Raw genomic sequence first — 22,275 nt, 5'->3', positions numbered from 1 at the left:
CTGCCCCCTTTATTTAAGAAATTGTCATACAAGAGCCTGGACCACCTGCGAATGCTAAACCACAGCTTCCTTGTTCGCTATATAAATCTGCCACTTGTTCACGGTGAGTGCCCGGAATGACGAAGCGATCTTTATATTTCGCAATAGCAAGAAGACGATACATATCTTCTACATCCTGTTTTGTTAAACTAAGTTCTTTTAATACAGCTTCATTTGGCTCTTTATTAATTTGCAGCGCTCTCATATGCGTTCGCATAACAGCCATTTTCTTCAATGTAAGACGAATGTGTGATTCATCTCCTGCAGTGAGTAAATTCGCTAAATATTGAATTGGAATACGCATATTATCGATAGCAGGGAAAATCTCTTCTGCTTGCCAGTTACTGCCTTTCCCTTCCACCATATTCATAATTGGGCTAAGCGGCGGAATATACCAAACCATCGGCATTGTACGGTACTCTGGATGAAGAGGCAGAGCAATTTTCCAATCGATAATCATTTTATAGATTGGTGACTCTTGTGCTGCTTTAATCCATTCTTCAGGAATGCCTTGTTTTTTCGCTTCAGCTGCTACTTCTGGATCATTTGGATCTAGGAAAACAGTAAGCTGAGATTCATATAAATCTTTTTCGTCTTCAACAGAAGCTGCTTCTTTTACTTTGTCAGCGTCATATAGCATTACCCCAATATACCTGATACGTCCCACACATGTTTCTGAACAAATTGTTGGCATACCAGCCTCAATACGTGGGAAACACATTGTACATTTTTCAGCTTTATTCGTTTGCCAGTTAAAATACACTTTTTTATATGGACAAGATGATACGCAGAACCTCCAAGCACGACATGCATTTTGATCTACAAGAACAATGCCGTCTTCTTCACGTTTATACATCGCACCAGATGGACAAGATGATACGCAAGACGGATTCATACAATGTTCACATATGCGTGGTAAATACATCATAAAGACGTTTTCAAAATCTGTTTTAATTTCTTCTTCCATTTTCTTTACGTTCGGATCTTGTAATCCTGTTATATGTCCACCAGCTAAATCATCTTCCCAGTTCGGACCCCATTCAATTTTGTCGATAAATTCGCCTGTAATTGCTGATTTCGGACGAGCAACTGGTTGATGCTTACGCTGCGGGCTATTTGTTAATGTTTCATAATCATAATTCCAAGGTTCAAAGTAATCATCAATTGTTGGTTGATCTGGATTGTGGAAAATGTTCATAAGACGTTTCATTTTCGAACCAGATTTCAGCTGAATTTCACCATTTTTCAATTCCCATCCGCCTTTATATTTCTCCTGATCTTCCCATTGTTTCGGATAACCAATTCCAGGCTTCGTTTCTACGTTATTGAAGTACATATATTCCGCACCTGGACGATTTGTCCAGGTGTTTTTGCACGTTACGCTACAAGTATGACAGCCGATGCATTTATCTAGGTTCATTACCATTCCGACTTGCGCTTTAATCTTCAAGCCAATCTACCTCCTTCAGTTTACGGATTACAACATTTAAATCACGCTGGTTCCCAGTCGGACCATAATAGTTAAATCCATAGCTTAATTGGCCATATCCACCAATCATATGTGTTGGTTTAACATGAATACGGGTTGGACTATTATGCGTTCCCCCACGGGTGCTTGTTAATTTCGTACCAGGCACGTTAATGTGGCGATCTTGCGCATGGTGCATAAATGCCATTCCCCTCGGTATACGGTGCGTTACAACAGCACGCGCTACGACAACACCGTTACGGTTAAAGCACTCGATCCAATCATTATCAGCAACGCCAGCTTCTGCAGCGTCCTCTTTATTCATCCAAACAGTTGGACCACCTCTAAACAGCGTTAACATCGGTAATGAATCGAAATACATACTATGAATCGACCACTTATTATGCGGTGTTAAATAGTTTAGTGTAATCTCTTTCCCTTCTACTTCAGGGCGTGACTTACGGAACGGTTTATGTTGCAGAATTGGTTTAAATGTTGCCATCGTTTCACCAAATTCTTTCATCATGTCATGGTCTAAGTAGAAAGATTGTCGACCAGTTATCGTTCTCCAAGGAATAAGACGTTCCACATTTGTTGTAAACGGTGAGTAACGTCGTCCACCTTTTTCTGAACCTGTAAAGGCCGGAGAAGTAATTACTGTTTTCGGTTGTGCTGTAATTTGTTCGAATGTAAAGCATTCTTCTTCACGTTCTTCTGCTAAATCACGTAATTTTAGATCTGTTTGTTTTTCAAGTGCTTCCCATGCTTTTACTGCCATATGACCGTTTGTTGTAGAAGAAAGCGTTAATACCGCTTCAGCAGCATTGATTGCTTCTTTTATGTCTGGGCAACCTTTCGCAATAGTATCCGTTCGAACAACTCCTAATTTGCTCTTTAATTGCTCATACTCTTTTTCAGCTGACCAAGAGATCCCTTTCGTACCAATCGGTTGTTTTCCGGCATTTGGTCCAAGTGCTGTCATTTTGTCATAAATCGTTTTATAATCCCTTTCAACAACATGAATTTGTGGCATCGTTTTACTCGGGATTGGTTCACATTCACCTTTACTCCAATCTTTAATCTTGCCAAGTGGTTGCGCTAATTCTTGCGGTGTATCATGAAGAAGTGGTGTTGCAACAACTTCTTTCATTGGTTCAAGATCTATTTTCTTCGCTAAATCTGACACAGCTTTAGAAAGTGAAGTGAAAATATCCCAGTCAGAGCGTGCTTCCCACGGTGAACCGATTGCTGGATTAAATGGATGCACAAATGGATGCATATCTGTACTACTTAAATCATGTTTTTCGTACCAAGTTGAAGCAGGTAAGACGATATCAGAATACAGCGCTGTTCCAGCCATACGGAAATCTAAATTAATGAGTAAATCAAGCTTCCCTTCTGGTGCTTCTTCATGCCACTTAATTTCTTCTGGTCGTAATGAATCACTATCGTCATTCATTAATCCGTTTGTTGTACCTAATAAATGTTTTAAGAAATATTCATGCCCTTTACCAGAACTTGAAATTAAATTCGCACGCCAAACGAATAAGTTGCGCGGGAAGTTGTTTTTATTATCAGGATCTTCAATCGCAAATTTCAGTTCTTTTTCTTTTAATTTTTGTGCAACATATTTTCCGATTTCTTCTTGCGTTGTTGCACCAGCAGCAACAGCTTCTTTATATAATTCAATTCCATTTTTCTCGAATGTTGGATAAGAAGGTAACCAGCCGAGTCGTGCTGCTAATACATTGTAATCACCGTGATGTTGATAGCGTGAGTTACCTTCAATTGGTGATGCTAAATGTCCAACAGGTGTATCTTCATAGCGCCATTGATCTGTTACGAAATAGAAGAAAGACGTACCATTTTGTAATTTTGGTGGCCCTTGCCAATCTTTTGCCATCGCGATTGTTTGCCATCCTTCTGCAGGTCGTAACTTTTCTTGACCAACATAATGCGCCCAACCACCGCCGTTTACACCTTGTGCTCCAACGAGAAGAACAAGATTTAAAACAGCGCGATAAATCGTATCAGAGTTAAACCAGTGGTTAATACCCGCTCCGACAATAATCATTGAGCGACCATTCGTATCAACAGCATTTTGTGCGAACTCACGAGCGATTTGAATAATAAGCTCACGTTTTACTCCTGTCATTTTCTCTTGCCATGCAGGTGTAAACGGTATGTCATCATTGAAGTCTTTCGGCTCTTGTCCGCCAAGCCCTCGGTTCACTCCGTAATTTGCTAACGTTAAGTCGTATACAGTTGTAACGAACACTTCGCCTTCTTCTGTCATAACCTTTTTCACTGGAATTGTACGTTCTAATACTTTGTTTCCATCATCAGAGAAGTACGGAATTTGTACCGTTCCAATCGATTCTTCCATTCCAAGTAAAGAAAGACGTGGATCAATCTTTTCACCTGTTTCTTCATCTTCTAAACGCAAGTTCCATTTCTTTTCGTTATCCCAACGTGAGCCCATTGTGCCTTGAGGTGTTGCAAAATCATTCGTGTTCTCGTTCCAAAGAACAGGTTTCCATTCTCCTAACTTCGTTTCGCGTCCAATATCAGCAGCGTTTAAGAAACGATCAGCAACGAATTGATCTCCTTTTTGTTTCAATGTGACAAAGAAAGGAAAATCAGTATATTGCTTCGCATACTTTGTGAAATATTCCACTTGATTATCTACGTAAAATTCTTGTAAGATCACATGCCCCATTGCCATCGCAAGTGCACCATCTGTACCTTGTTTCACACTAATCCAATCATCCGCAAACTTTGTAGATTCAGCGAAGTCAGGGCTGACAGAAACGACTTTCGTTCCTTTATATCGAACCTCTGCTAAAAAGTGAGCATCTGGTGTTCTCGTCATCGGTACATTTGAACCCCATGTCATAATGTAACCAGAGTTATACCAGTCACTACTTTCTGGTACATCTGTTTGATCGCCCCAAATTTGCGGAGAAGCTGGTGGTAAATCTGCGTACCAATCATAGAAACTAAGCATCGGCCCACCCATAAGTTGCATAAAACGACTACCAGCAGCATGACTTAACATCGACATAGCTGGAATTGGTGAAAAGCCAACATTTCGATCTGGCCCGTATTTAATTACTGTATAAAGTAGAGAAGCTGAAACGAGTTGTAATACTTCATCCCAATTCGCACGAACGAATCCACCTTTACCACGCGCCTGCTTATACTTACGTGCTTTTTCAGGGTTTTCCACAATGTTTTTCCAAGCATCTAGTGGTGACTTGTGCTTTTGTAGTTCCTCTTGCCACATACTCCAAAGAACACCACGTACATACGGATATTTCACACGAAGTGGACTATAAATGTACCAAGAAAAACTCGCTCCACGCGGACATCCTCGTGGTTCAAAATCAGGCATATCTGGACCTGTTGTTGGATAGTTAAGCTCTTGCCCTTCCCAAGTTACAATTCCATCTTTCACATATATATTCCAGCTACATGAACCAGTACAGTTCACGCCGTGTGTAGAACGAATTACTTTATCATGCTGCCAACGCTTTCTGTACACATTTTCCCATTCGCGATCTTCATATGTTTCTTGTGTATGATTATCGTTATAACGATCTATTGGTGAAAAATATTTTAAACGTCTCATTAGTGCTGAAGTTTTTTTCTTCATACTGTTCACTCCTTTAATACGTCTCTCTTACATACCCTTACTATAAGAGAGGTTGTAAAATACAGATGTGACATTTCGCACAGTTCAAGAGATTGTCAAAAATTCAGTAGAAAATAAGTTTGTGAGAAAATCTTGTGTTCCGTTGTGAAGATTATGGTTAATCTTAATTATTAGGAGAATGGTATTTTGAGGTATCGACTATTTTGCAAAAGAAAAAGAGTTTTGATATTATTTCAAAACTGCCATAAGGAAAAGAGTATAAATTGTATGTAAAAAAATTTTTCCCAATGTTATTATTTTATATCGAGTCTGATTTTACATAAAAATACAAATCATTATTTACTGTATTGCCCTTAGTTACGGAAACAATTATACTAGATGTAATCGAAATAAATAATCTGAATATTCTCAGAATTTAAGGTAGAAGTTTTACTATCTACATATAGAATTAGAAATATGTCCACTAAATTGATTAGAAAACGATAATAACATTAGGAGGATTACGATGCCCCAGCTTGATTCATTACATCCCACTGTAGAAAAAATAATCAATAATATTGAAAAAATAATGGTCGGAAAACGAAAAGAAACAATCTTAGCTTTGACAGCTCTCTTAGCTGAAGGTCATGTGCTATTAGAAGATGTTCCTGGTGTCGGGAAAACAATGCTAGTACGTGCCCTTTCTAAATCCATTGATGCTGATTATAAGCGAATTCAATTTACACCTGATTTATTGCCGTCAGATGTAACAGGAGTTTCTATTTATAATCCGAAAGAGCTCCAATTTGAGTTCAAGCCTGGACCAATTATGGGGAATTTTGTACTTGCTGATGAAATTAATCGTACATCTCCAAAGACACAATCTGCTTTACTTGAATGTATGGAAGAAGGCAATATTACAATAGATGGCATTACAAGACCTTTACCAAAACCGTTCTTTGTCATGGCTACACAAAATCCGGTCGAATATGAAGGAACATATTCTCTACCAGAAGCTCAGCTCGATCGTTTCTTATTGAAACTAAAAATGGGATATCCTACACCAGAGGAAGAATTTGAAATTTTAAACCGGATGGAAAAAACAAATCCACTCTCTCAATTACAGACCATTACTACAATAGAAGAATTAATTTATTTACAACAAAGCGTACGGGTAGTAAGTATGGACAAAGCAATTAAGCATTACATTGTAAAGCTTGTTAATCAGACTCGTACGTACAGTTCTATACAGTTAGGTGCAAGTCCACGTGGCTCGATTGCTTTAATGAAAGCTTCACAAGCTTATGCATTTATCCATGGCAGGAATTATGTTATTCCAGACGATGTTAAATTTTTAGCTCCTTACGTTTTAGCACATAGACTCATTCTAAAAATGGAAGCAAAATTTGAAGGAATAACAGGAGAACAAGTTATCGGAAAAATCGTTGCACGAACTACCGTGCCTACTCAAAGGACGATGAACCCTTGATGAAACGAATGCTGCGAGCGCTATATCACGTTATGAAGTTATTGCTACTCCCTTTATGTCTAGTCTTAACATTTGTGTACGCTATGCTTCAAGGAGGGTTTGTCAGTTGGTTTTTGTTTTACAGCACAATTCCCATTGCTCTTTATTCGCTACTACTCCCCTTCTACGCTTTACGGGACGCTGAAGTAAAACGAATAACAAACCAAAATGGATATGTAGTAGGAGAACAATTTGTAAGCACGATTACAATAAAAAGAAAATTTCCTTTTCCCTTACTTTATTTAGTTATAGAAGATGAACTGCCACCACAATTTATAAGTTGTAAACAAACAAAGATGAATAAGGTAGTACTCTTCCCAGGATTGAAACGAAATATTTCGTTTCAATATGTTATTAACACAATCCCTAGAGGCGAGCACACTTTTTCAAGCGTTCGTGTCAAAACTGGCGATTTATTCGGCATGATAGAGAAAGAAGTAACTTTTTCAGTTCCAGATACATTTTTAGTCTATCCCCAGTATGTAGATATAGCATATCGACAATTGGAAAATCATTTCGAACAAGGAGCGCTTTCAGCAAATATAAATTCAGCAAAAGACTCTACAATCTCTGTCGGTGTCAGAGACTATAAACCTGGTGATCGCTTTTCATGGATTGATTGGAAAGCAACTGCACGAACAAACACTATTATGACAAAAGAGTTTGAACAACAGCGCAGCCATAATGTCATGATATTCATAGACAGAACCGAGTCTCCTCTATTCGAATCAGTCGTCACATTTACTGCCTCTATCGTAAGGACTGTCTTGAAACAAAATTCACCAGCATCATTCGTGTCTATCGGAAAAGAACAAACTATTTTCCCTTTAGACAATGGAGATACGCAGTTACAACAAATCCTTTGTCATTTAGCAAAAGTGCAAGCAGACAGTGTATTCCCGCTCTCCCAGAGTCTAGACATGGAACTAAGAAAAATTTATGAGCCCGTCACGGTTATACTCGTGACCAGTAATCTTTCTCCCGATATTCAAAAGGCGGCTGATTGTGCCGCTATAAGAAATAGAAAATGTATGGTTTTTGTCGTGAAAGAAAAAGCGAATCAACTTTCACACCGAGAAATCAGTATAATAGAAACTCTAAAAAAACGACAAATATTTGTAAACACGGTTTATGAAAACCGTTATACAAACGTGTTTTTTGAGGTGAGCAAATGATAACATTACAAACAAAATACAAGTGGGATACGAACAGATTCTTTATGCATGCATGTGTATTTCTTCTTTTACTAGAATGGCTAAGACCTCTTATAGGTATTACAAATGTAGGTAGATTAGATATTTTCGTAACATTTATAGGAATTTGCTTCGCTCTCTCTTTTTTTCAAACGAGGTGGCAGATTCCAATAAAAATTGTCACAGTCCTATTTATCATTCATTCCCTATATTATAAAAATGCTTTTATAAATCCATCTTGGCTAACAGCATTCTTTTCTGATATGTTTCGAAATTCCTCCCTGTTTTTCCAAGGGAATTTACTAGATATTTCTCCAGTTTTTCCGACGGTTTTATTTTTTCTCTCATTTTGGTTTTTGAGTTCTTTTACTTCATTTTGGATTATTCATAAAAAACGTGGGTTTCTATTTCTTGTATTGACTATTATTTATATCGCAACTTTTCATAACTTACATTTATACAATGCAAACTACGCTATTATTCGTACTGTTGTCATCGGCTTTTTTATGCTTAGTCTTCTTCAAGTAGAACGAATAAAAGAACGTGAACACTTACAAAATTATGCTAGGGAAATCTCAAAATTACTTAGACCACTTACAATATTTATTGTATTATTAGCAACCATCGCATACTTTGCTCCAAAATTTGGCCCTCAATGGCCAAACCCAATGGATTTCTTAAAATTCAACACATCTGAAGCAAGTAAAGAAAAAAAAGTTTCTACAATTGGGTATGGTTTAGATGACTCACGATTAGGTGGTCCTTTTAAGGCGGATCCTACAATTGTTTTCACAGCACGAACGCAAAACAAACAATATTGGAGAGTCGAAACGAAAGATTTTTATACCGGAAAAGGCTGGGAGGTTTCTGAAAATCCGAAAAAGGTTTCTTTTAAAAATAAAAACGACGTCGTAAGCTGGTACGAACAAAATACAAAAACAGAAACTACTGAGGCAACAATTACCATGCAAAAAAGTTACCCTCACCTTACCTATCCAGCAGGATTAGTAACAGTTGAAGCTTCTTCTGATGTATCATACAGTGTTGACCCGTTTTCAGAAAAAATTTATACAATGAATGGAGACTCTTCTACTACTTTACATTCGTATAAAGTAACATATGAGATCCCTGAGTTTTCCATAAAAAACTTGAAAGCTGTAAAAACAAATGAAGGTCAAGAAACAAATCCTTATTTTATGACAAAGTACACACAACTTCCCGAGTCATTACCACAGCGCGTAAAAGACTTGGCTATCAATCTTACAAATGATAAAGACAACCGATATGATAAAGTATTAGCTATTGAAAATTACTTCACAGACAACTCTTTTACATACGAATCAACGAATGTCTCATTCCCTGCCAAAAGCCAAGATTATGTAGATCAATTCCTTTTCGATACAAAAAGCGGCTACTGTAATAATTTTTCGACGTCTATGATTGTACTACTTCGTTCTGCCGGGATTCCAGCTCGCTGGGTGAAAGGCTATACAGAAGGAACTCTTGACAATACACTTGCCTCTGCAGAAGGTGAGGATGTTTATACAATCACGAACGATAACGCACACTCTTGGGTCGAAGTATATTTCCCAGAATACGGATGGATTCCATTCGAACCGACAAAAGGATTTACTAATCCCTATAATTTTATAAATAATACGCCTGCTCCTATTTCACAAAATAGCGAAGCAAATAATTCTAATAACGAGCAAATACAACAACGAAATAATGAAGCAAAACTTAAAAGTTTAATTGAAAATACAGAAGAAGCTTCTACTAAAAAGGTCACAAATTCTAAAACTAGTTTTTCTTGGTGGTACGTATTCCTCTCTACGATACTAATTAGTATTATAGGATACATTCTCTTCACCACTAGAATGAAATGGATGACATTTCTTATTATTCATTTCTATAAATACCGAAAAGATGATGCTGTTTATCAAAAAGCTTACGGTGCACTTTTAAAACAATTTGCGAGAATTGGCATACCACGGGGTGAAAGTCAAACATTCCGAGAATACGCTCTCCATATCGATACACTTTACAACTCGGCCGATATGCAACAACTTACTGCCAGTTATGAGAACGCTATGTATCAACAGGGGCAGGCTACGGTAGAATGGAAGAAATCCGTACACTTATGGGAAGTACTTATGAAAAAAGCAGCTTCTCCACCTAAATCAGATGGCTTTGATACAGTTATTTAATCTTGAAAATTTGAGTTTAAAGAAAACGTCTCAAAGAACTACATTGTTCTTTGAGACGTTTTTTAATAAAGTGAAACTCCTACTTATTCCCCAAGCACCTTCTCAATCTCAACCTCTAAATCTACCGGCTTCGTCTGCGGAGCAAAACGCCCTACTACTTTCCCGTCTTTTCCGATTAAAAACTTCGTAAAATTCCATTTCACTGCTTTCATACCAAGTAAACCTGGTGCTTGTTCTGTCATGTATGTATATAGAGGGTGAGCCTTATCACCTTTCACATCAACCTTTGCAAACATCGGGAAGTTTACACCGTAGTTTAATTCACAAAAACTAGTAATGTCCGCTTCTGTACCTGGTTCTTGTCCCCCGAATTGGTTACAAGGAAATCCGAGTATTTCGAGTCCTTGGTCTTTATATTTATCATATACCTCTTGTAATCCTTTATATTGTGGTGTGAAACCACATTTGCTAGCTACATTGACAATAAGAAGTGCTTTTCCTTCGTAATCTTTTAACGATTTTTCTTCACCTGTAATTGTTTTAGCTGAAAAATCATAAACTGTCATTGTCTTTGCCCCTCTCTTCACTATCATTCTATGTTTATACTATACTACATTCGTGAATATACAGCTCTTATTACGTACTTATAAGTTGTAATGATAGCGCTTTATTTCTGTTCGAAAATTCGACACAAACTACTAGACTTTTATGATGGAAAGTTTTACAATTGAAATGTGAACAAAATGTGACAGTTTATATTCCATTATAAAAGAAAAGGATGGTGTTCATTATGAAAACTGCACAACATGAAACGATTTCAAATCGCGAGTTTTATTTCGTACTATATATGATGTTATTGTTTGTTACTGGCTGGGTAATCGATGTAAATGGTTTATTCTTAAGCTCCTACTTTAATTTAGCAGGAGAGATTATGCTTCCATTAGTAGGCGGGATTGTTGGACTGTTCATTATGTCTATTAATAAACAACAAACGAAATAATAATATTACAAAAAGGCAGAAGACGAGCTTCGTTTTCTGCCTTTTTTCTATTTTAGCGTATAATAAAAACATGCAGTATATAAGGAGTGGTAACTATGAAAAAAGTAGAGCAATTATCTTCTCACCTATATCTTATTGATGATTTCGATTTACAGCATAATGAACGAACAGGTACGTACGTTTTATTAGGTGACGATATTACTTTAATTGAAACTTGTGCAGCCCCTTCTCTTCCGTATATTTTAGACGGCTTACAACAATTACATATTGATTTAAACGATGTTAAAAACATTATCGTTACACATGTGCATTTAGATCACGCTGGAGCAGCTGGTTTAATGATGGAAAAGTGCCCAAATGCTACGTTATATGTGCATTCTCGTGGTGCTCGTCATATGATTGATCCAACAAAACTTATTTTAGGTGCAAAAGCTGTCTACAAAGAAGATTTCGATAAACTCTTTGATCCAATTCTTCCAATTGAAGAAGAACGTGTTCATATTGTACAACATGGTGATACGTTAAAAATTGCAAAAGATCGCACCCTTACATTTTATGATACACCAGGACATGCGAAGCACCATATTAGCATTCACGATTCATTAACAAACGGGATTTTTACTGGCGATACAATTGGAATTTATTATAGAGAACTCGCAGACGTTGATGTAGAGTTATATCTACCATCAACGTCCCCTTCACAATTCCAACCAGATGCGATGATTACTTCTAAAAATCACATTCAAAGTATGAATGTAGATACTATTTATTTCGGTCATTACGGCGCATCCTCTCATGTTACAGAAGTATATAATCAACTGGAATATTGGCTACCTATTTTCGTTCATACTGGTAAGGAAGTCTTTGAAAAGTATAATGATTTCGATGAAGTAACTAAAGCTTTACAAACTTTGTTAATGGATAAAATCTCTTCTCATCTTACAAAGTTAAACGTTCCATCAGATCATTCCGTTTATAATATTTTACATTTAGATATAGAAATTAGCGCAATGGGCATTATTGATTATTTCACGAAGCAAGAAAAATCAAACTCCACTATTAACTAACAGTAAAAGAAGAGATATACAACAGTAGTTATTGTATATCTCTTCTTTTTTTGAATATATTTTGAGTAAAGGATGGTGGAATATAATGCAAAAAGTGATGCTATACCTCTGCTTCACATTATTTATCGTCTTATTATTATTTGTAGGAGTAAAAATTCAATTTTATTTAGATACAGATGCACAAGTGAACTTTAACGTTTATCCAAGATTATTCTACTTTACACTCTTCCCTCTTATAGTTGGCATTTTATTACGCTTCCTTCAATCTATTAATCGCGAAACGAGTAAACAAAACTGGAGCTTTCAACCGGATAAATTTATTGCTATTACAGTGCCTACACTATTCATTTCCTTTTCCCCAGCACTACTCTTTTCACCACTTGCCGAATACCTACCTTATTTAGTTAATATTATTCTAATAAATACAACTTTTGTTACGATTATTAGTTTAATAGCTGGTTATTCACTATTAGATTGTTTTATACAAAAGGACAATGCAACGATGAAAAAATATAATTGAATGCTCTATTTTCTTTTAATAAAGAAAGCTCAAAGCTAAAGCTTTGAGCTTTTTTACTTATCTCACCTTTTCATCTACATACTCCATAAACTGCTCCGCTTTAATAAATCTTTCTTTGTACGCCTCAGGCACTTCTTCTACTGTTATCCCGCCACTCGATTTCGTTTTTACTAACACAGTTTGATGTGACATTAACGCCTCCATATATTGTTCATACTCTTCAGGAGTTAGTACTTCTTTACTAGATTTATGGCCATTTAATTTATCAAAATACGGATGAAGCTCCATTACTACCTTTTTCAATTCCTCTTTTTTAGCTGGTGATAATTGATCATAATCTATATTACCATTCGAATCCCCGTACGCAAGCTTTGCATTAGTTAATTTTTTCAGTTCTTTTGTAAACTCTTCATATTCCTTCGAACTCATTTCATCTTTCGCTTCTGATAATTTTGCATTAAAACGCATATACGTTTCTAATGTCATCGCTCCGGCGTGTTTTTTTAAATTCTCAAAAGATCCGTATATACCATCCGCCATAATAGATTGATATGCAAAACCGGTCGTAGGGATTAAAAATGCTGCTGCAAGCACTCCGGCGATAAGACGTTTCTTCACCTTACTTCCCCCGCGATTCATTTTGATTTGAACAATTACTTTTTCTTTTAACTCCGGTGGGGCAACAATCCCCTTCGCTTCTTCTCGTATAGATTCTCTAACTCTACAATCTAAACTCATTTCACATTCCCTACCTCTCCTAAAAAGATTTCTTCTACTTGCTCTTTTTGACGTAGTTTCTTTAATGCCGCATGAATTCTAGACTTCACTGTACCAATTGGAATATGTAATATTTGTGCTACTTCTTCTTGTGAATATTCGTATAAGTATCTTAAGATAATAACTTGTTTCAATTTATACGGTAATTTATGAATGAGTTCGATTAGTTTTTGGTTTGATATTTTACTTACAACATCGTTAGAAAAATCAATTTGCACTGGCTTTCTTTGCTCTTCTGCTTTTTTCATAATTCGTAGTCGCATCCACCTCTTTCTTCTATAAGAATGAATTTGTTTAATCGCAAGCCCAATTAGCCAAGGGCGAAATGGCTTCTCGCTATCATATTTACGAAGCGATTCATATAGCTGTATGTATACTTCTTGAACGACATCATCTACATCCGTTTTATCTTCAATTAAAAAATGTGCTGTTTTATATACTTCTTGAATCGTTACATCATACAATTCGCTATACGCTTCTTTATTTCCTGATAAAGTTAATCGAATTAAATGTGCGTAATCTATTTCAGCCTTCATATTCCAGCCCTCCTTTGTCTTACACTATATATTGGCAAGTAATTCATATTTCGTTCGATTTTTCCGAAAAAATTTTTTATATAAATTAATATTATGATCCAATGAGTTCATAAGCTTCACTTATAACCACACATAACTATTATATAATTTTCCAATTTCTGATAAAGATTTAAAATGATTTATATAGTCAAATTTAGGAGGATATATGATGAAAGCTATCGTTGTAACGTCGTTCGGTGGTCCTGAAGTGATGAAATATACAGATGTGGATATGCCGACTATTTCAGAAGATCAAGTTTTAATTCGCGTTTTTGCTACTAGTGTAAATTTCGCTGATATTAAATCACGTTATGGCAAAAAAGGAAATAAAGCACTACCTTTTATTCCAGGAATAGATGCAACTGGTATTGTAGAACGCGTCGGTTCTCATGTGAAAAATATTCAACCTGGACAGCGTGTCATTGCTTTTCCTCAAAATGGATCTTACGCAGAGTACGTTGTTTCAAATGAAAATCTCACTTTCGTTTTACCCCATGAAGTCGACTTTCAAACTGCAGCTGCTTGTCCGATCGTATCTTTCACAAGCTATAATTTACTCGTGAATGTTGCAAGGCTTCAACAAAATGAATCCGTGCTGATTCATGCAGCTGCTGGCGGAATTGGTACTACCGCGATTCAACTTGCAAAACGATTAGGGGCTGGAACAGTTATCGGTACTGTAGGAAGTGAAACGAAAAAAGAAATCGCTTTAGATGCTGGAGCTGATTATGTTATTTGTCATCAAGATGAAGATTTTGCAGAGAAAGTCAATGAGCTGACAAACGGAGAAGGAGTGAATATAATTTTGGACTCTATTTCTGGAACTGTCTCTGAAAGAAGTTTAAACTGCCTAGCTTATTACGGTCGCCTCGTTCATTTCGGTAATGCAAGCGGTAAAATTGGCAATTTCAAAACGAAAGATTTACACGCAAGTTGCCGCTCTATACTAGGCTTTAGCTTTGGCACTACACGGAAAAAACGTCCTGAACTACTCCAAGAAACGGCAAATGAAGTTTTCCGTTATTTGCGTGACGGAAGTTTGCAAATGAAAGCTACAAAATCTTTTCCCCTTCCAGATGCAGGGAAAGCACATGAATGGGTCGAAAGTAGAAAAAGTACAGGGAAAGTAATACTAACTGTTCAGTCTTCTTCCTGAAATGAATACTTGAAACAGAGGTGGCATTCATGGGATCACGAATTATGCATGTTATTATCGCTAACGGTATTGCTGAGAAACTATGTATTCAAGATAAAACTTCTTTCTTACTTGGAGCTGTAGCCCCTGATGCTGTTCATTCAAAAAAAGAAAAAGGAACCTCACATTTTTATGCTGGTACAACGAAGAACTATACGAGAAGAATAGATTATGATTCATTTTTTCATAAATACGAAGCACATATAGATTCCCCCTTTATTTTAGGCTATTACACCCACCTCATTGCCGATGATAATTGGCTAAGTGGCTTTTTTCTACCATGGCTAAAAAATAGAATAGAAAATGACGAAACTATCGCACCCCTGTACTATAACGATTTTAAATTGTTAAATGCAAAGTTGCTTCATCATTACGATAAAGAACAACAGCTCTTCTCTCTTCTCAATCAAGAGGCTCACATTGTGGATATTGAAGAGGTTTCTAAAGAAAACGTTTTAGCTTTTCGAAAGTATCTTTTTGAAGATATGTTGTATCCCGAGCAACATTTGCATGAAGACTTACAGGTGTTTACGTTTAATCAAATTGTCGGTTACATTGAAACCGCTATTGAAAAAGGTGCATTTTTTATTACACAACTCTCTCATGAAAAATCCACTTCAAAGATTTAATCCCCCTCAATATATTTGAGGGGGATTTTCACATAGCAATATTATTATTGGTTCTTCTCCATAACCGCAAAATAATTCCCTTCACTATCAGCAAAGTTAAACACTTTACCAGAAGGCATAGTTACCATTTCTCCAACAGTAACATTTTTATTTTTTAAACCTGCATATAATTGATCCAGATTTTCTGAGAAGAACATTAAGGACGGTGTACCAAGATTTAATTCTGGGCTCATTTTCGAAATAACTTCTTTATTATGTAATATAATGCTCGTTTCAGCACCGTTAGTTGGAGCAATTTCAATCCATCTCATTCCTTGCTTGTTATCTTCCTCCGCAACTACATGAAACCCTACCTTTTCCGTCCAAAAATTTACTGCCTCATCTTGATTATTTACATATAACATAATTTGTCCTACTTTATGAATCATTTGTATTCCTCCTATTGTTTTTTTACATTCTATGTAGCTTTCTACAGCTGGTATCGTTATTCCTTTTGAGTTGGTATGTACTTCTTTGCAAAATTTATCGACTGACTCATCCCATCCAGTTCGTCAAAATAATTGTTTCTTTCAATCATGTTATATCCGTCGAATCCAATTTCATCTAATACTTTGAAGAATATATCGAAATCCACTTCACCATTTCCTACCGCTACTTCTATATACTTACTTGAACTATTACTTTTCACTTCTTTACAATCTTTAATATGAGTTTGTACTATATAATCTTTTAATAGTAATAAACCTTCTAACGGATTTTCATTTACATCACTTATTAAATTTGCTGGGTCAAAGTTAACAGCTAGTCCTTTCGAGTTTGCATTTTCTAAAAATCGTTTTAATACTATTGCTTTTTCAGATCCTGTCTCAATAGCAAAGACTCCCCCAAATTTGAATGCTAATTCCCCTATCTCATAACAAACCCGCACCATTTTATCATAGCTCTCACTTTTTTCATCATCTGGAACTTTCCCAATATGAGCTGTTATTATCTTTGCTCCCAGCTCCAAACCTCTGTCAGTAATATATTTAATCTGATTTATTGCACTGTCAGCTTCTGTTCCTGTAATTCCATTTTCTCCAAAACTAATTGCTAATGATGGAATCTTTATCCCATTAAAAGATAAGCTTTTCTTTAAAGCAGTCCATTCTACCACTGGAATATTAGCTAAGTTGAAGTTTTTATTCATAGCATATAATTGAATATATTCTAAATCCCATTCCCTTGCTTTTTGTATTCCTTCGTTTACTTCAATATGTTTCGTATTCAAAAACATTCCTAATTTCCTATCCATATATGTACCTTCTTTTTATTATTTCGCATCAGTTTAATATTCGACTTTTTTATATTACTTCCTTGTACAAACTAAATGAGAAATGATTCACCCTTATCGATAATTCTTATAAGATAGATACATTTAAATTCCCTTTGTTATTCAATTACAAACAAAAAGACGTAACTATAAATAGTTACGCCTTCCCCATTATTTATCTAGGCTTTTTCTTCCCAGTAAATGCTGGTTTCTTTTTCTTAGGTGCTGGTGGCTTCGATTCTACAAATGTTCCTTTGAACATTTCTTGCTTCGTAAATACGATGCCTAGTTTTTTCGCAAATTGTAGTAATTTGCGCTCTTCTTGTGGAGTTACAAGAGATACGACAGTTCCTTCTTTACCCATACGTCCTGTACGTCCTGAGCGGTGAATATATTGGTCTACTGTGTCCGGTAATTCTAAGTGAATTACATGTGTTAAATCATCAATATCAATACCGCGTGCTGCAATATCAGTAGCAAGTAGAATTTCTAATTTTCCGCCGCGGAATGCACGCATCGTTGCTTCACGCTCTTGCTTACCTGCTTCTGCATGAAGAGCTGCTGCTTTCATTTTACGGAACTGCAATTTCTGAGTAATTTCATCTAAACGGAATGGATCGTTTAAGAAAGCAACTGCTTTTACATCGCCCATATGCATAATTCTTCTTACATAATCATTTTTTTCGCGTCGCTCACAAATGATGTACGTATGCTCAACTAAGCTTTTTGACTCTGCACGTGTTACACGTACCACTTGTGGTTCAACTGCCAAATCACGTGCCGCGTCTTCTGCCGCTTTGGTAATTGTCGCTGAGAAGAATACTAATTGACGGTCGCGCATCGTTGATTTAATTACATCTTGTACTGCGCCCATCATCTTTTGTTTTACAATTTGATCAAACTCATCAAATACAATTGTTTTCACTTCATGCATTTTTAGCTTTTTCATACGAATTAATTCTAAAATACGTCCTGGTGAACCGACAATTACTCTCGGATGTTTCTTTAATTTTTCAACTTGGCGCTTAATATCTGCACCACCAATTAAAGATGCACCTGAAATTTCAGTTCCTGCTGTAAACTTTTGAACCTCTTCATGAATTTGCATTACAAGTTCACGTGTTGGCGCTAAAACAACAACTTGTGGCTGTTTTACTTCAGGATTAATTTTATGTAAAAGGGGTAATAAGTACGCTAATGTTTTTCCTGTTCCAGTTGGAGATTCAGCTATAACGTCTTGTCCTTCTAAAATAGTTGGAATCGCTTGTTTTTGAATTTCAGTTAATTCTTTAAAACCAGCCTTCTCCCAAGCTTCTTGTAAAAATGGTTGCATATCTTTTATCATTTGTTTTTCTCCTTTATCTCTATTTTTGAAGAAAATGCTGTATTGTTCGCACCGTTTCTATCATGTGTGAAATAACAGCTATTAAATCATCAACATGGTCTTCTGTAATCGCTTTTTGAAATAGAACCTCTACCTTATTATGATATGAAATCGCTTGCTTATTATATTCGTATGAAACTTTCTGCATAATCATTCTTTCTTTTCCCCATATAGAACGCATTAAAGTTTCAATTTCTTCGCATCCTACTTCTGGTTGTTCTAACGGGAATGAAAATGCTAGCTTCATTTCACAACCTGGTGTAAACTGAGGCACTTCTAGTATTTCACCAGACAAGTTCTTTGCATCCACAGATAATGAAAATGTTGCTTCTACTAATGGTTCGAACGGTTCTGTTAATTGAAATGAGATATGATATATACGACTGAATGAGGCAAGGTCCATCATATCTTTTCGATCTGTTACAAGAATATCTCCATGTAGATCAAAATCATACACAGCACCTTCTACGATTACTTTTAAATTGTCAAAAGCAGTTGGATCAAACATAATTTCCTCCAAAAAACAGGCGCCTTTCGATGGAAAGGCGCCACTTGATGTATATATAGTTTACAGATAAACGAGATGAATTACAACCTTTTAGAATAAACCTACTGCTTTTCCATCTTCATTTACATCCATTTGAAGTGCTGCTGGTTGTTTTGGAAGACCTGGCATTGTTAACATTGTACCTGTTAACGCAACGATAAAGCCTGCACCGATAGATGGTTTTAACTCACGAATTGTAACGATAAAGTCAGATGGACGACCTAATTTTGTTGCATCGTCAGAAAGAGAGTATTGTGTTTTCGCCATACAAACTGGTAGGTTACTCCAACCTTCTCCTTCATATTGAGCTAATTGCTTACGTGCTTTCGGAGCAAATTCAATATCTTTTGCGCCATACACTTTTTGAGCAATTGTACGAATTTTTTCTTCTAATGGTAATTCTAATTCATAAAGTGGTGCGTAGTTGTTTTCACCTTTTTCGATTTCTTTTAGTACTTTTTCAGCAAGGTCAACTCCGCCTTGGCCACCCTTCTCCCAAACTTCTGTTAAGGATACTGCATAGCCACGCTCATTACACCACTCTTGTAAGTATGTAACTTCTGCATCTGTATCTGTAATGAATTTATTAATTGCAATTACGAAAGGCACACCGAAGCTTTGAATTGTTTCAACATGCTTCTGTAAGTTTTCCATACCTTTTGCTAATGCATCTACATTTTCTTCTTTTAATTGATCTTTTGCAACGCCGCCATGCATTTTAAGCGCACGAATCGTCGCAACAATAACAACTGCTTCTGGTTTAATGCCAGCTGCACGAGCTTTAATATCTAAAAACTTCTCAGCGCCTAAATCAGCACCGAATCCAGCTTCTGTAATAACATAATCACCTAATTTTGCTGCCATTGTTGTAGCGATAACACTGTTACAACCGTGAGCGATATTCGCAAATGGTCCGCCATGAATGATAGCTGGTGTATTTTCTAACGTTTGTACTAAGTTCGGCTTTAATGCGTCTTTTAATAATAGTGTTAACGCACCTTCTACACCTAAATCTTTAACCGTTACAGGTTGATTTGCAAAGTTATAGGCAACTACGATGCGAGATAAACGTGCTTTTAAGTCTTGAATATCTGTTGCAAGGCAGAACACGGCCATAATTTCAGATGCTACTGTAATGTCAAAACCGTCTTCACGTGGTACACCTTGTACAGGTCCACCAAGACCAATTACTACGTTACGAAGGGCACGATCATTTAAGTCAACGCAGCGTTTCCAAACGATTTTACGCGTATCAATTCCAAGTGTGTTTCCTTGTTGGATATGATTATCAATAAACGCTGCTAATGCGTTATTGGCAGTTGTGATCGCATGGATATCTCCAGTAAAGTGAAGGTTAATGTCTTCCATTGGTACGACTTGTGAAAAACCGCCACCTGCTGCTCCACCTTTTAATCCCATCGTCGGTCCAAGAGATGGTTCACGAAGTGCAATTACTGTTTTCTTACCAATTTTGTTAAAAGCTTGACCTAAACCAACTGTTACTGTTGATTTACCTTCTCCAGCTGGAGTTGGGTTAATTGCTGTTACTAAAACAACTTTACCGTCTTTCTCATCTTGTAAGCGCTTAAAAATATCAAGAGATAACTTACCTTTATAATGCCCGTATGGCTCTAATTCATCTTCTAAAATATTTAAATCAGCTGCAATTTCTTGAATCTTCTTCATACTCGCTTCTTGTGCGATTTCAATATCGGATTTCACTGTTGTAGTAGTTGTCATATACCCTAGTCCCCCTTTAATTGGTTCTGATGATATTGTATCAGTTTTTTGTATTTTCTGCACTTATTTACCTCCTAAAAATTCTTTCATTTCTTTATACGTTTTTTAACATAAATACCCATAAGAATGTTAACGATTGTTGCAACTCTGTAGGTAGTTGACCTAACATCTTCTCGTTTACTCCGCGCTTATATACGCCGATGCCATCTACAACTTTAAAACCTTGTTCTTTCGCTAACTGTTCAAATTCCCAAGGCATCATCGTATTACAAACAACGTCTTTTCCATACAAGCGAGGATAACTGTTCTCTCGTGGCTTTGCTGTCGGTCCTAAAATTGCAATACATGCATATCCATCTTTCTTTAACACACGCTTTATTTCATTTAACGCTCGTAATGGCTCTTCCGTCCACTCTAAAGAATTAATTGCCATAATTGATTCAAATTGCTCATTTTCAAATGGTAATGCAGAAAGATCTCCTTTTATAAAAGATAAATTTGGTCCTTCTCCGCGCTCCTTACCTTTTTGAATCATCACTTCCGATAAATCTACTCCCACTGCTTTATAGCCTGCGCTACTTAATTTATATGTACCGTACCCATCACCACAACCAACATCGAGCACTTGTGCTTCTTTCTTTACGTATTGTTCAAAAAACGGAATAATTGTGCTCCTACTCCCGCTATCCCACATTTCCTGACTATTTTTATTCCAAAACTCCGCACTACTATCCCATTTCTTCTCTGCTGATTCATGCCAATTAAATGTTGTCATACATTCCCCTACCTTCACGTATTATCATTCATTTCATTCTACATCATTTTCCAAAATTCCTGTTTTATCCCGCTTGCAGTAAGACACCTACCTCAAAATTCAATGGATGCGGACCAGTTAATGGGAGAGAACTGCTCATAAAAATCCAATTGTTGCTGGCTGATAATCAGTTGTGATGGAAAAAATCCCGCACTTTATCTTCAATAGGAAATGGATATGTTAACGATGGAATACGTATTCTCCATTTTTTGCTTTACTTGGGTTTAACTCATACTCATGTTCTTACCTTTATGTAAGATACTATAGGTACACCCAATTGAAAGAGAGGGATGTACATGCGAAGAAAGAGAAATCATCATTTTAAAAGTGGTGAAAAAAACGAAGAGTATGCTGCTGAAATATCACCAGCTGGCATACCAATTAGACATAAGCGTAAAGAAATTGCAAATGAAATAGAAGGTACAAATACCGGCGCAATGGTAGGCTATGTCGCTTTATTTCTTTCGTTATTCTCCATTGCTTTTTATCCAGTTACGCTCGGCTCCCTAGCAATTTTAGTTGGCCTATTAGCTGTCAATTTCGGAGCAAGAACACTTGGATATACAGCAATTGGTTTTGGTAGTTTTTCTGTTTTATTTACTTTACTTTATCCGCTTGCTTTGTCAGCGTTTTAAAAAAACACACC

The 22,275-nt window shown here is 36.4% G+C and carries 20 protein-coding genes; 9 read left to right on the top strand and 11 right to left on the bottom strand.

The window, feature by feature from the left end; translation table 11 throughout:
- Nucleotides 1-13: 13 nt before the first annotated feature.
- Together narH and BM089_RS06235 are read right to left on the bottom strand one after the other, a co-directional pair.
- Nucleotides 14-1,489 carry a nitrate reductase subunit beta gene (gene narH / locus BM089_RS06240; RefSeq protein ID WP_063547125.1) on the bottom strand — a complete coding sequence of 492 codons (1,476 nt, stop codon included), beginning with the start codon at nt 1,487-1,489 and terminating at the stop codon, nt 14-16.
- Nucleotides 1,479-5,162, bottom strand: a complete 3,684-nt coding sequence (locus BM089_RS06235) for a nitrate reductase subunit alpha (protein ID WP_090976296.1) — start codon at nt 5,160-5,162, stop codon at nt 1,479-1,481. Before BM089_RS06235 ends, narH begins: the two co-directional genes overlap by 11 nt.
- Nucleotides 5,163-5,667: 505 nt before the next feature.
- Here BM089_RS06235 and BM089_RS06230 point away from each other — a divergent pair.
- The 3 genes from BM089_RS06230 to BM089_RS06220 are packed head-to-tail and all read left to right on the top strand — an operon-like array spanning nt 5,668 to nt 10,069.
- A complete protein-coding gene (locus BM089_RS06230; RefSeq protein WP_001135807.1) occupies nt 5,668-6,630 on the top strand; it encodes an AAA family ATPase in 963 nt (320 codons plus the stop codon).
- On the top strand, nt 6,630-7,844 hold the full coding sequence (locus tag BM089_RS06225; protein ID WP_090976294.1) for a DUF58 domain-containing protein: 1,215 nt from the start codon (nt 6,630-6,632) through the stop codon (nt 7,842-7,844). Before BM089_RS06230 ends, BM089_RS06225 begins: the two co-directional genes overlap by 1 nt.
- The gene (locus BM089_RS06220) at nt 7,841-10,069 is read left to right on the top strand and encodes a transglutaminase TgpA family protein (protein ID WP_089170882.1); all 2,229 of its coding nucleotides are present in this window, start codon (nt 7,841-7,843) and stop codon (nt 10,067-10,069) included. Before BM089_RS06225 ends, BM089_RS06220 begins: the two co-directional genes overlap by 4 nt.
- An 83-nt stretch (nt 10,070-10,152) precedes the next feature.
- Here the strand turns inward: BM089_RS06220 and bsaA are convergent, their stop codons facing one another.
- Entirely contained in the window at nt 10,153-10,635 is a 483-nt protein-coding gene (gene bsaA, locus BM089_RS06215; protein ID WP_000219434.1) for a glutathione peroxidase, read from the bottom strand.
- A 224-nt stretch (nt 10,636-10,859) separates the two neighbouring features.
- Between bsaA and BM089_RS06210 the strand changes: the two genes are divergently transcribed.
- The 3 genes from BM089_RS06210 (at nt 10,860) to BM089_RS06200 (ending at nt 12,656) form a co-directional block, all read left to right on the top strand.
- Nucleotides 10,860-11,069 (top strand): DUF3925 domain-containing protein, encoded by a 210-nt coding sequence (locus BM089_RS06210; protein ID WP_043938462.1) that lies wholly within the window; start codon nt 10,860-10,862, stop codon nt 11,067-11,069.
- Between the two features lie 95 nt (nt 11,070-11,164).
- Entirely contained in the window at nt 11,165-12,136 is a 972-nt protein-coding gene (locus tag BM089_RS06205; protein WP_090976292.1) for an MBL fold metallo-hydrolase, read from the top strand.
- 85 nt (nt 12,137-12,221) lie between these two features.
- Nucleotides 12,222-12,656, top strand: a complete 435-nt coding sequence (locus tag BM089_RS06200) for a hypothetical protein (protein ID WP_001174535.1) — start codon at nt 12,222-12,224, stop codon at nt 12,654-12,656.
- 57 nt (nt 12,657-12,713) lie between these two features.
- On the opposite strand, the gene BM089_RS06195 is transcribed toward BM089_RS06200, so the two are convergent.
- Complete coding sequence (locus tag BM089_RS06195; protein WP_000050703.1) at nt 12,714-13,394, bottom strand: DUF3600 domain-containing protein; 681 nt, start codon at nt 13,392-13,394, stop codon at nt 12,714-12,716.
- The gene (locus BM089_RS06190; RefSeq protein WP_000642664.1) at nt 13,391-13,969 is read right to left on the bottom strand and encodes a sigma-70 family RNA polymerase sigma factor; all 579 of its coding nucleotides are present in this window, start codon (nt 13,967-13,969) and stop codon (nt 13,391-13,393) included. Before BM089_RS06190 ends, BM089_RS06195 begins: the two co-directional genes overlap by 4 nt.
- A gap of 208 nt (nt 13,970-14,177) precedes the next feature.
- Between BM089_RS06190 and BM089_RS06185 the strand changes: the two genes are divergently transcribed.
- Complete coding sequence (locus BM089_RS06185; protein WP_048567938.1) at nt 14,178-15,164, top strand: quinone oxidoreductase family protein; 987 nt, start codon at nt 14,178-14,180, stop codon at nt 15,162-15,164.
- Between the two features lie 29 nt (nt 15,165-15,193).
- The gene (locus tag BM089_RS06180) at nt 15,194-15,832 is read left to right on the top strand and encodes a zinc dependent phospholipase C family protein (protein WP_090976290.1); all 639 of its coding nucleotides are present in this window, start codon (nt 15,194-15,196) and stop codon (nt 15,830-15,832) included.
- 44 nt (nt 15,833-15,876) lie between these two features.
- On the opposite strand, the gene BM089_RS06175 is transcribed toward BM089_RS06180, so the two are convergent.
- The 6 genes from BM089_RS06175 to BM089_RS06150 form a co-directional block, all read right to left on the bottom strand.
- Nucleotides 15,877-16,260 (bottom strand): VOC family protein, encoded by a 384-nt coding sequence (locus BM089_RS06175; RefSeq protein WP_000581475.1) that lies wholly within the window; start codon nt 16,258-16,260, stop codon nt 15,877-15,879.
- A 56-nt stretch (nt 16,261-16,316) separates the two neighbouring features.
- A complete protein-coding gene (locus tag BM089_RS06170) occupies nt 16,317-17,126 on the bottom strand; it encodes a sugar phosphate isomerase/epimerase family protein (protein ID WP_110496516.1) in 810 nt (269 codons plus the stop codon).
- A 193-nt stretch (nt 17,127-17,319) separates the two neighbouring features.
- A complete protein-coding gene (locus BM089_RS06165) occupies nt 17,320-18,489 on the bottom strand; it encodes a DEAD/DEAH box helicase (RefSeq protein WP_016512956.1) in 1,170 nt (389 codons plus the stop codon).
- A gap of 19 nt (nt 18,490-18,508) precedes the next feature.
- Nucleotides 18,509-19,036: a hypothetical protein gene (locus BM089_RS06160; protein ID WP_139213217.1), complete on the bottom strand. Its 528-nt coding sequence runs from the start codon at nt 19,034-19,036 to the stop codon at nt 18,509-18,511.
- A 90-nt stretch (nt 19,037-19,126) separates the two neighbouring features.
- Nucleotides 19,127-20,815: a formate--tetrahydrofolate ligase gene (locus tag BM089_RS06155; RefSeq protein WP_014482011.1), complete on the bottom strand. Its 1,689-nt coding sequence runs from the start codon at nt 20,813-20,815 to the stop codon at nt 19,127-19,129.
- A gap of 94 nt (nt 20,816-20,909) precedes the next feature.
- Nucleotides 20,910-21,590, bottom strand: coding sequence for a class I SAM-dependent methyltransferase (locus BM089_RS06150; protein WP_090976286.1), 681 nt, complete (start codon nt 21,588-21,590; stop codon nt 20,910-20,912).
- 335 nt (nt 21,591-21,925) lie between these two features.
- Between BM089_RS06150 and BM089_RS06145 the strand changes: the two genes are divergently transcribed.
- Nucleotides 21,926-22,264 (top strand): hypothetical protein, encoded by a 339-nt coding sequence (locus tag BM089_RS06145; protein WP_001253201.1) that lies wholly within the window; start codon nt 21,926-21,928, stop codon nt 22,262-22,264.
- Nucleotides 22,265-22,275: the final 11 nt, after the last annotated feature.

This window comes from Bacillus sp. 5mfcol3.1, assembly GCF_900114335.1.
In the GTDB taxonomy this organism is placed as follows: Bacteria; Bacillota; Bacilli; order Bacillales; family Bacillaceae_G; genus Bacillus_A; species Bacillus_A thuringiensis_S.
This window is presented reverse-complemented; position numbering and strand designations above follow the sequence as displayed.

Excerpts from the sequence above, each read along its gene's own strand:
- BM089_RS06235 (WP_090976296.1), bottom strand. The coding sequence starts at position 5,162 with ATGAAGAAAAAAACTTCAGCACTAATGAGACGTTTAAAATATTTTTCA.
- BM089_RS06225 (WP_090976294.1), top strand. The coding sequence starts at position 6,630 with ATGAAACGAATGCTGCGAGCGCTATATCACGTTATGAAGTTATTGCTA.
- BM089_RS06205 (WP_090976292.1), top strand. The coding sequence starts at position 11,165 with ATGAAAAAAGTAGAGCAATTATCTTCTCACCTATATCTTATTGATGAT.
- BM089_RS06180 (WP_090976290.1), top strand. The coding sequence starts at position 15,194 with ATGGGATCACGAATTATGCATGTTATTATCGCTAACGGTATTGCTGAG.
- BM089_RS06220 (WP_089170882.1), top strand. The coding sequence starts at position 7,841 with ATGATAACATTACAAACAAAATACAAGTGGGATACGAACAGATTCTTT.
- BM089_RS06170 (WP_110496516.1), bottom strand. The coding sequence starts at position 17,126 with ATGGATAGGAAATTAGGAATGTTTTTGAATACGAAACATATTGAAGTA.
- BM089_RS06160 (WP_139213217.1), bottom strand. The coding sequence starts at position 19,036 with ATGTTTGATCCAACTGCTTTTGACAATTTAAAAGTAATCGTAGAAGGT.
- bsaA (WP_000219434.1), bottom strand. The coding sequence starts at position 10,635 with ATGACAGTTTATGATTTTTCAGCTAAAACAATTACAGGTGAAGAAAAA.
- BM089_RS06190 (WP_000642664.1), bottom strand. The coding sequence starts at position 13,969 with ATGAAGGCTGAAATAGATTACGCACATTTAATTCGATTAACTTTATCA.
- BM089_RS06145 (WP_001253201.1), top strand. The coding sequence starts at position 21,926 with ATGCGAAGAAAGAGAAATCATCATTTTAAAAGTGGTGAAAAAAACGAA.
- BM089_RS06230 (WP_001135807.1), top strand. The coding sequence starts at position 5,668 with ATGCCCCAGCTTGATTCATTACATCCCACTGTAGAAAAAATAATCAAT.
- BM089_RS06165 (WP_016512956.1), bottom strand. The coding sequence starts at position 18,489 with ATGATAAAAGATATGCAACCATTTTTACAAGAAGCTTGGGAGAAGGCT.
- BM089_RS06200 (WP_001174535.1), top strand. The coding sequence starts at position 12,222 with ATGCAAAAAGTGATGCTATACCTCTGCTTCACATTATTTATCGTCTTA.
- BM089_RS06150 (WP_090976286.1), bottom strand. The coding sequence starts at position 21,590 with ATGACAACATTTAATTGGCATGAATCAGCAGAGAAGAAATGGGATAGT.
- BM089_RS06210 (WP_043938462.1), top strand. The coding sequence starts at position 10,860 with ATGAAAACTGCACAACATGAAACGATTTCAAATCGCGAGTTTTATTTC.
- BM089_RS06185 (WP_048567938.1), top strand. The coding sequence starts at position 14,178 with ATGAAAGCTATCGTTGTAACGTCGTTCGGTGGTCCTGAAGTGATGAAA.
- BM089_RS06175 (WP_000581475.1), bottom strand. The coding sequence starts at position 16,260 with ATGATTCATAAAGTAGGACAAATTATGTTATATGTAAATAATCAAGAT.
- BM089_RS06155 (WP_014482011.1), bottom strand. The coding sequence starts at position 20,815 with ATGACAACTACTACAACAGTGAAATCCGATATTGAAATCGCACAAGAA.
- BM089_RS06195 (WP_000050703.1), bottom strand. The coding sequence starts at position 13,394 with ATGAGTTTAGATTGTAGAGTTAGAGAATCTATACGAGAAGAAGCGAAG.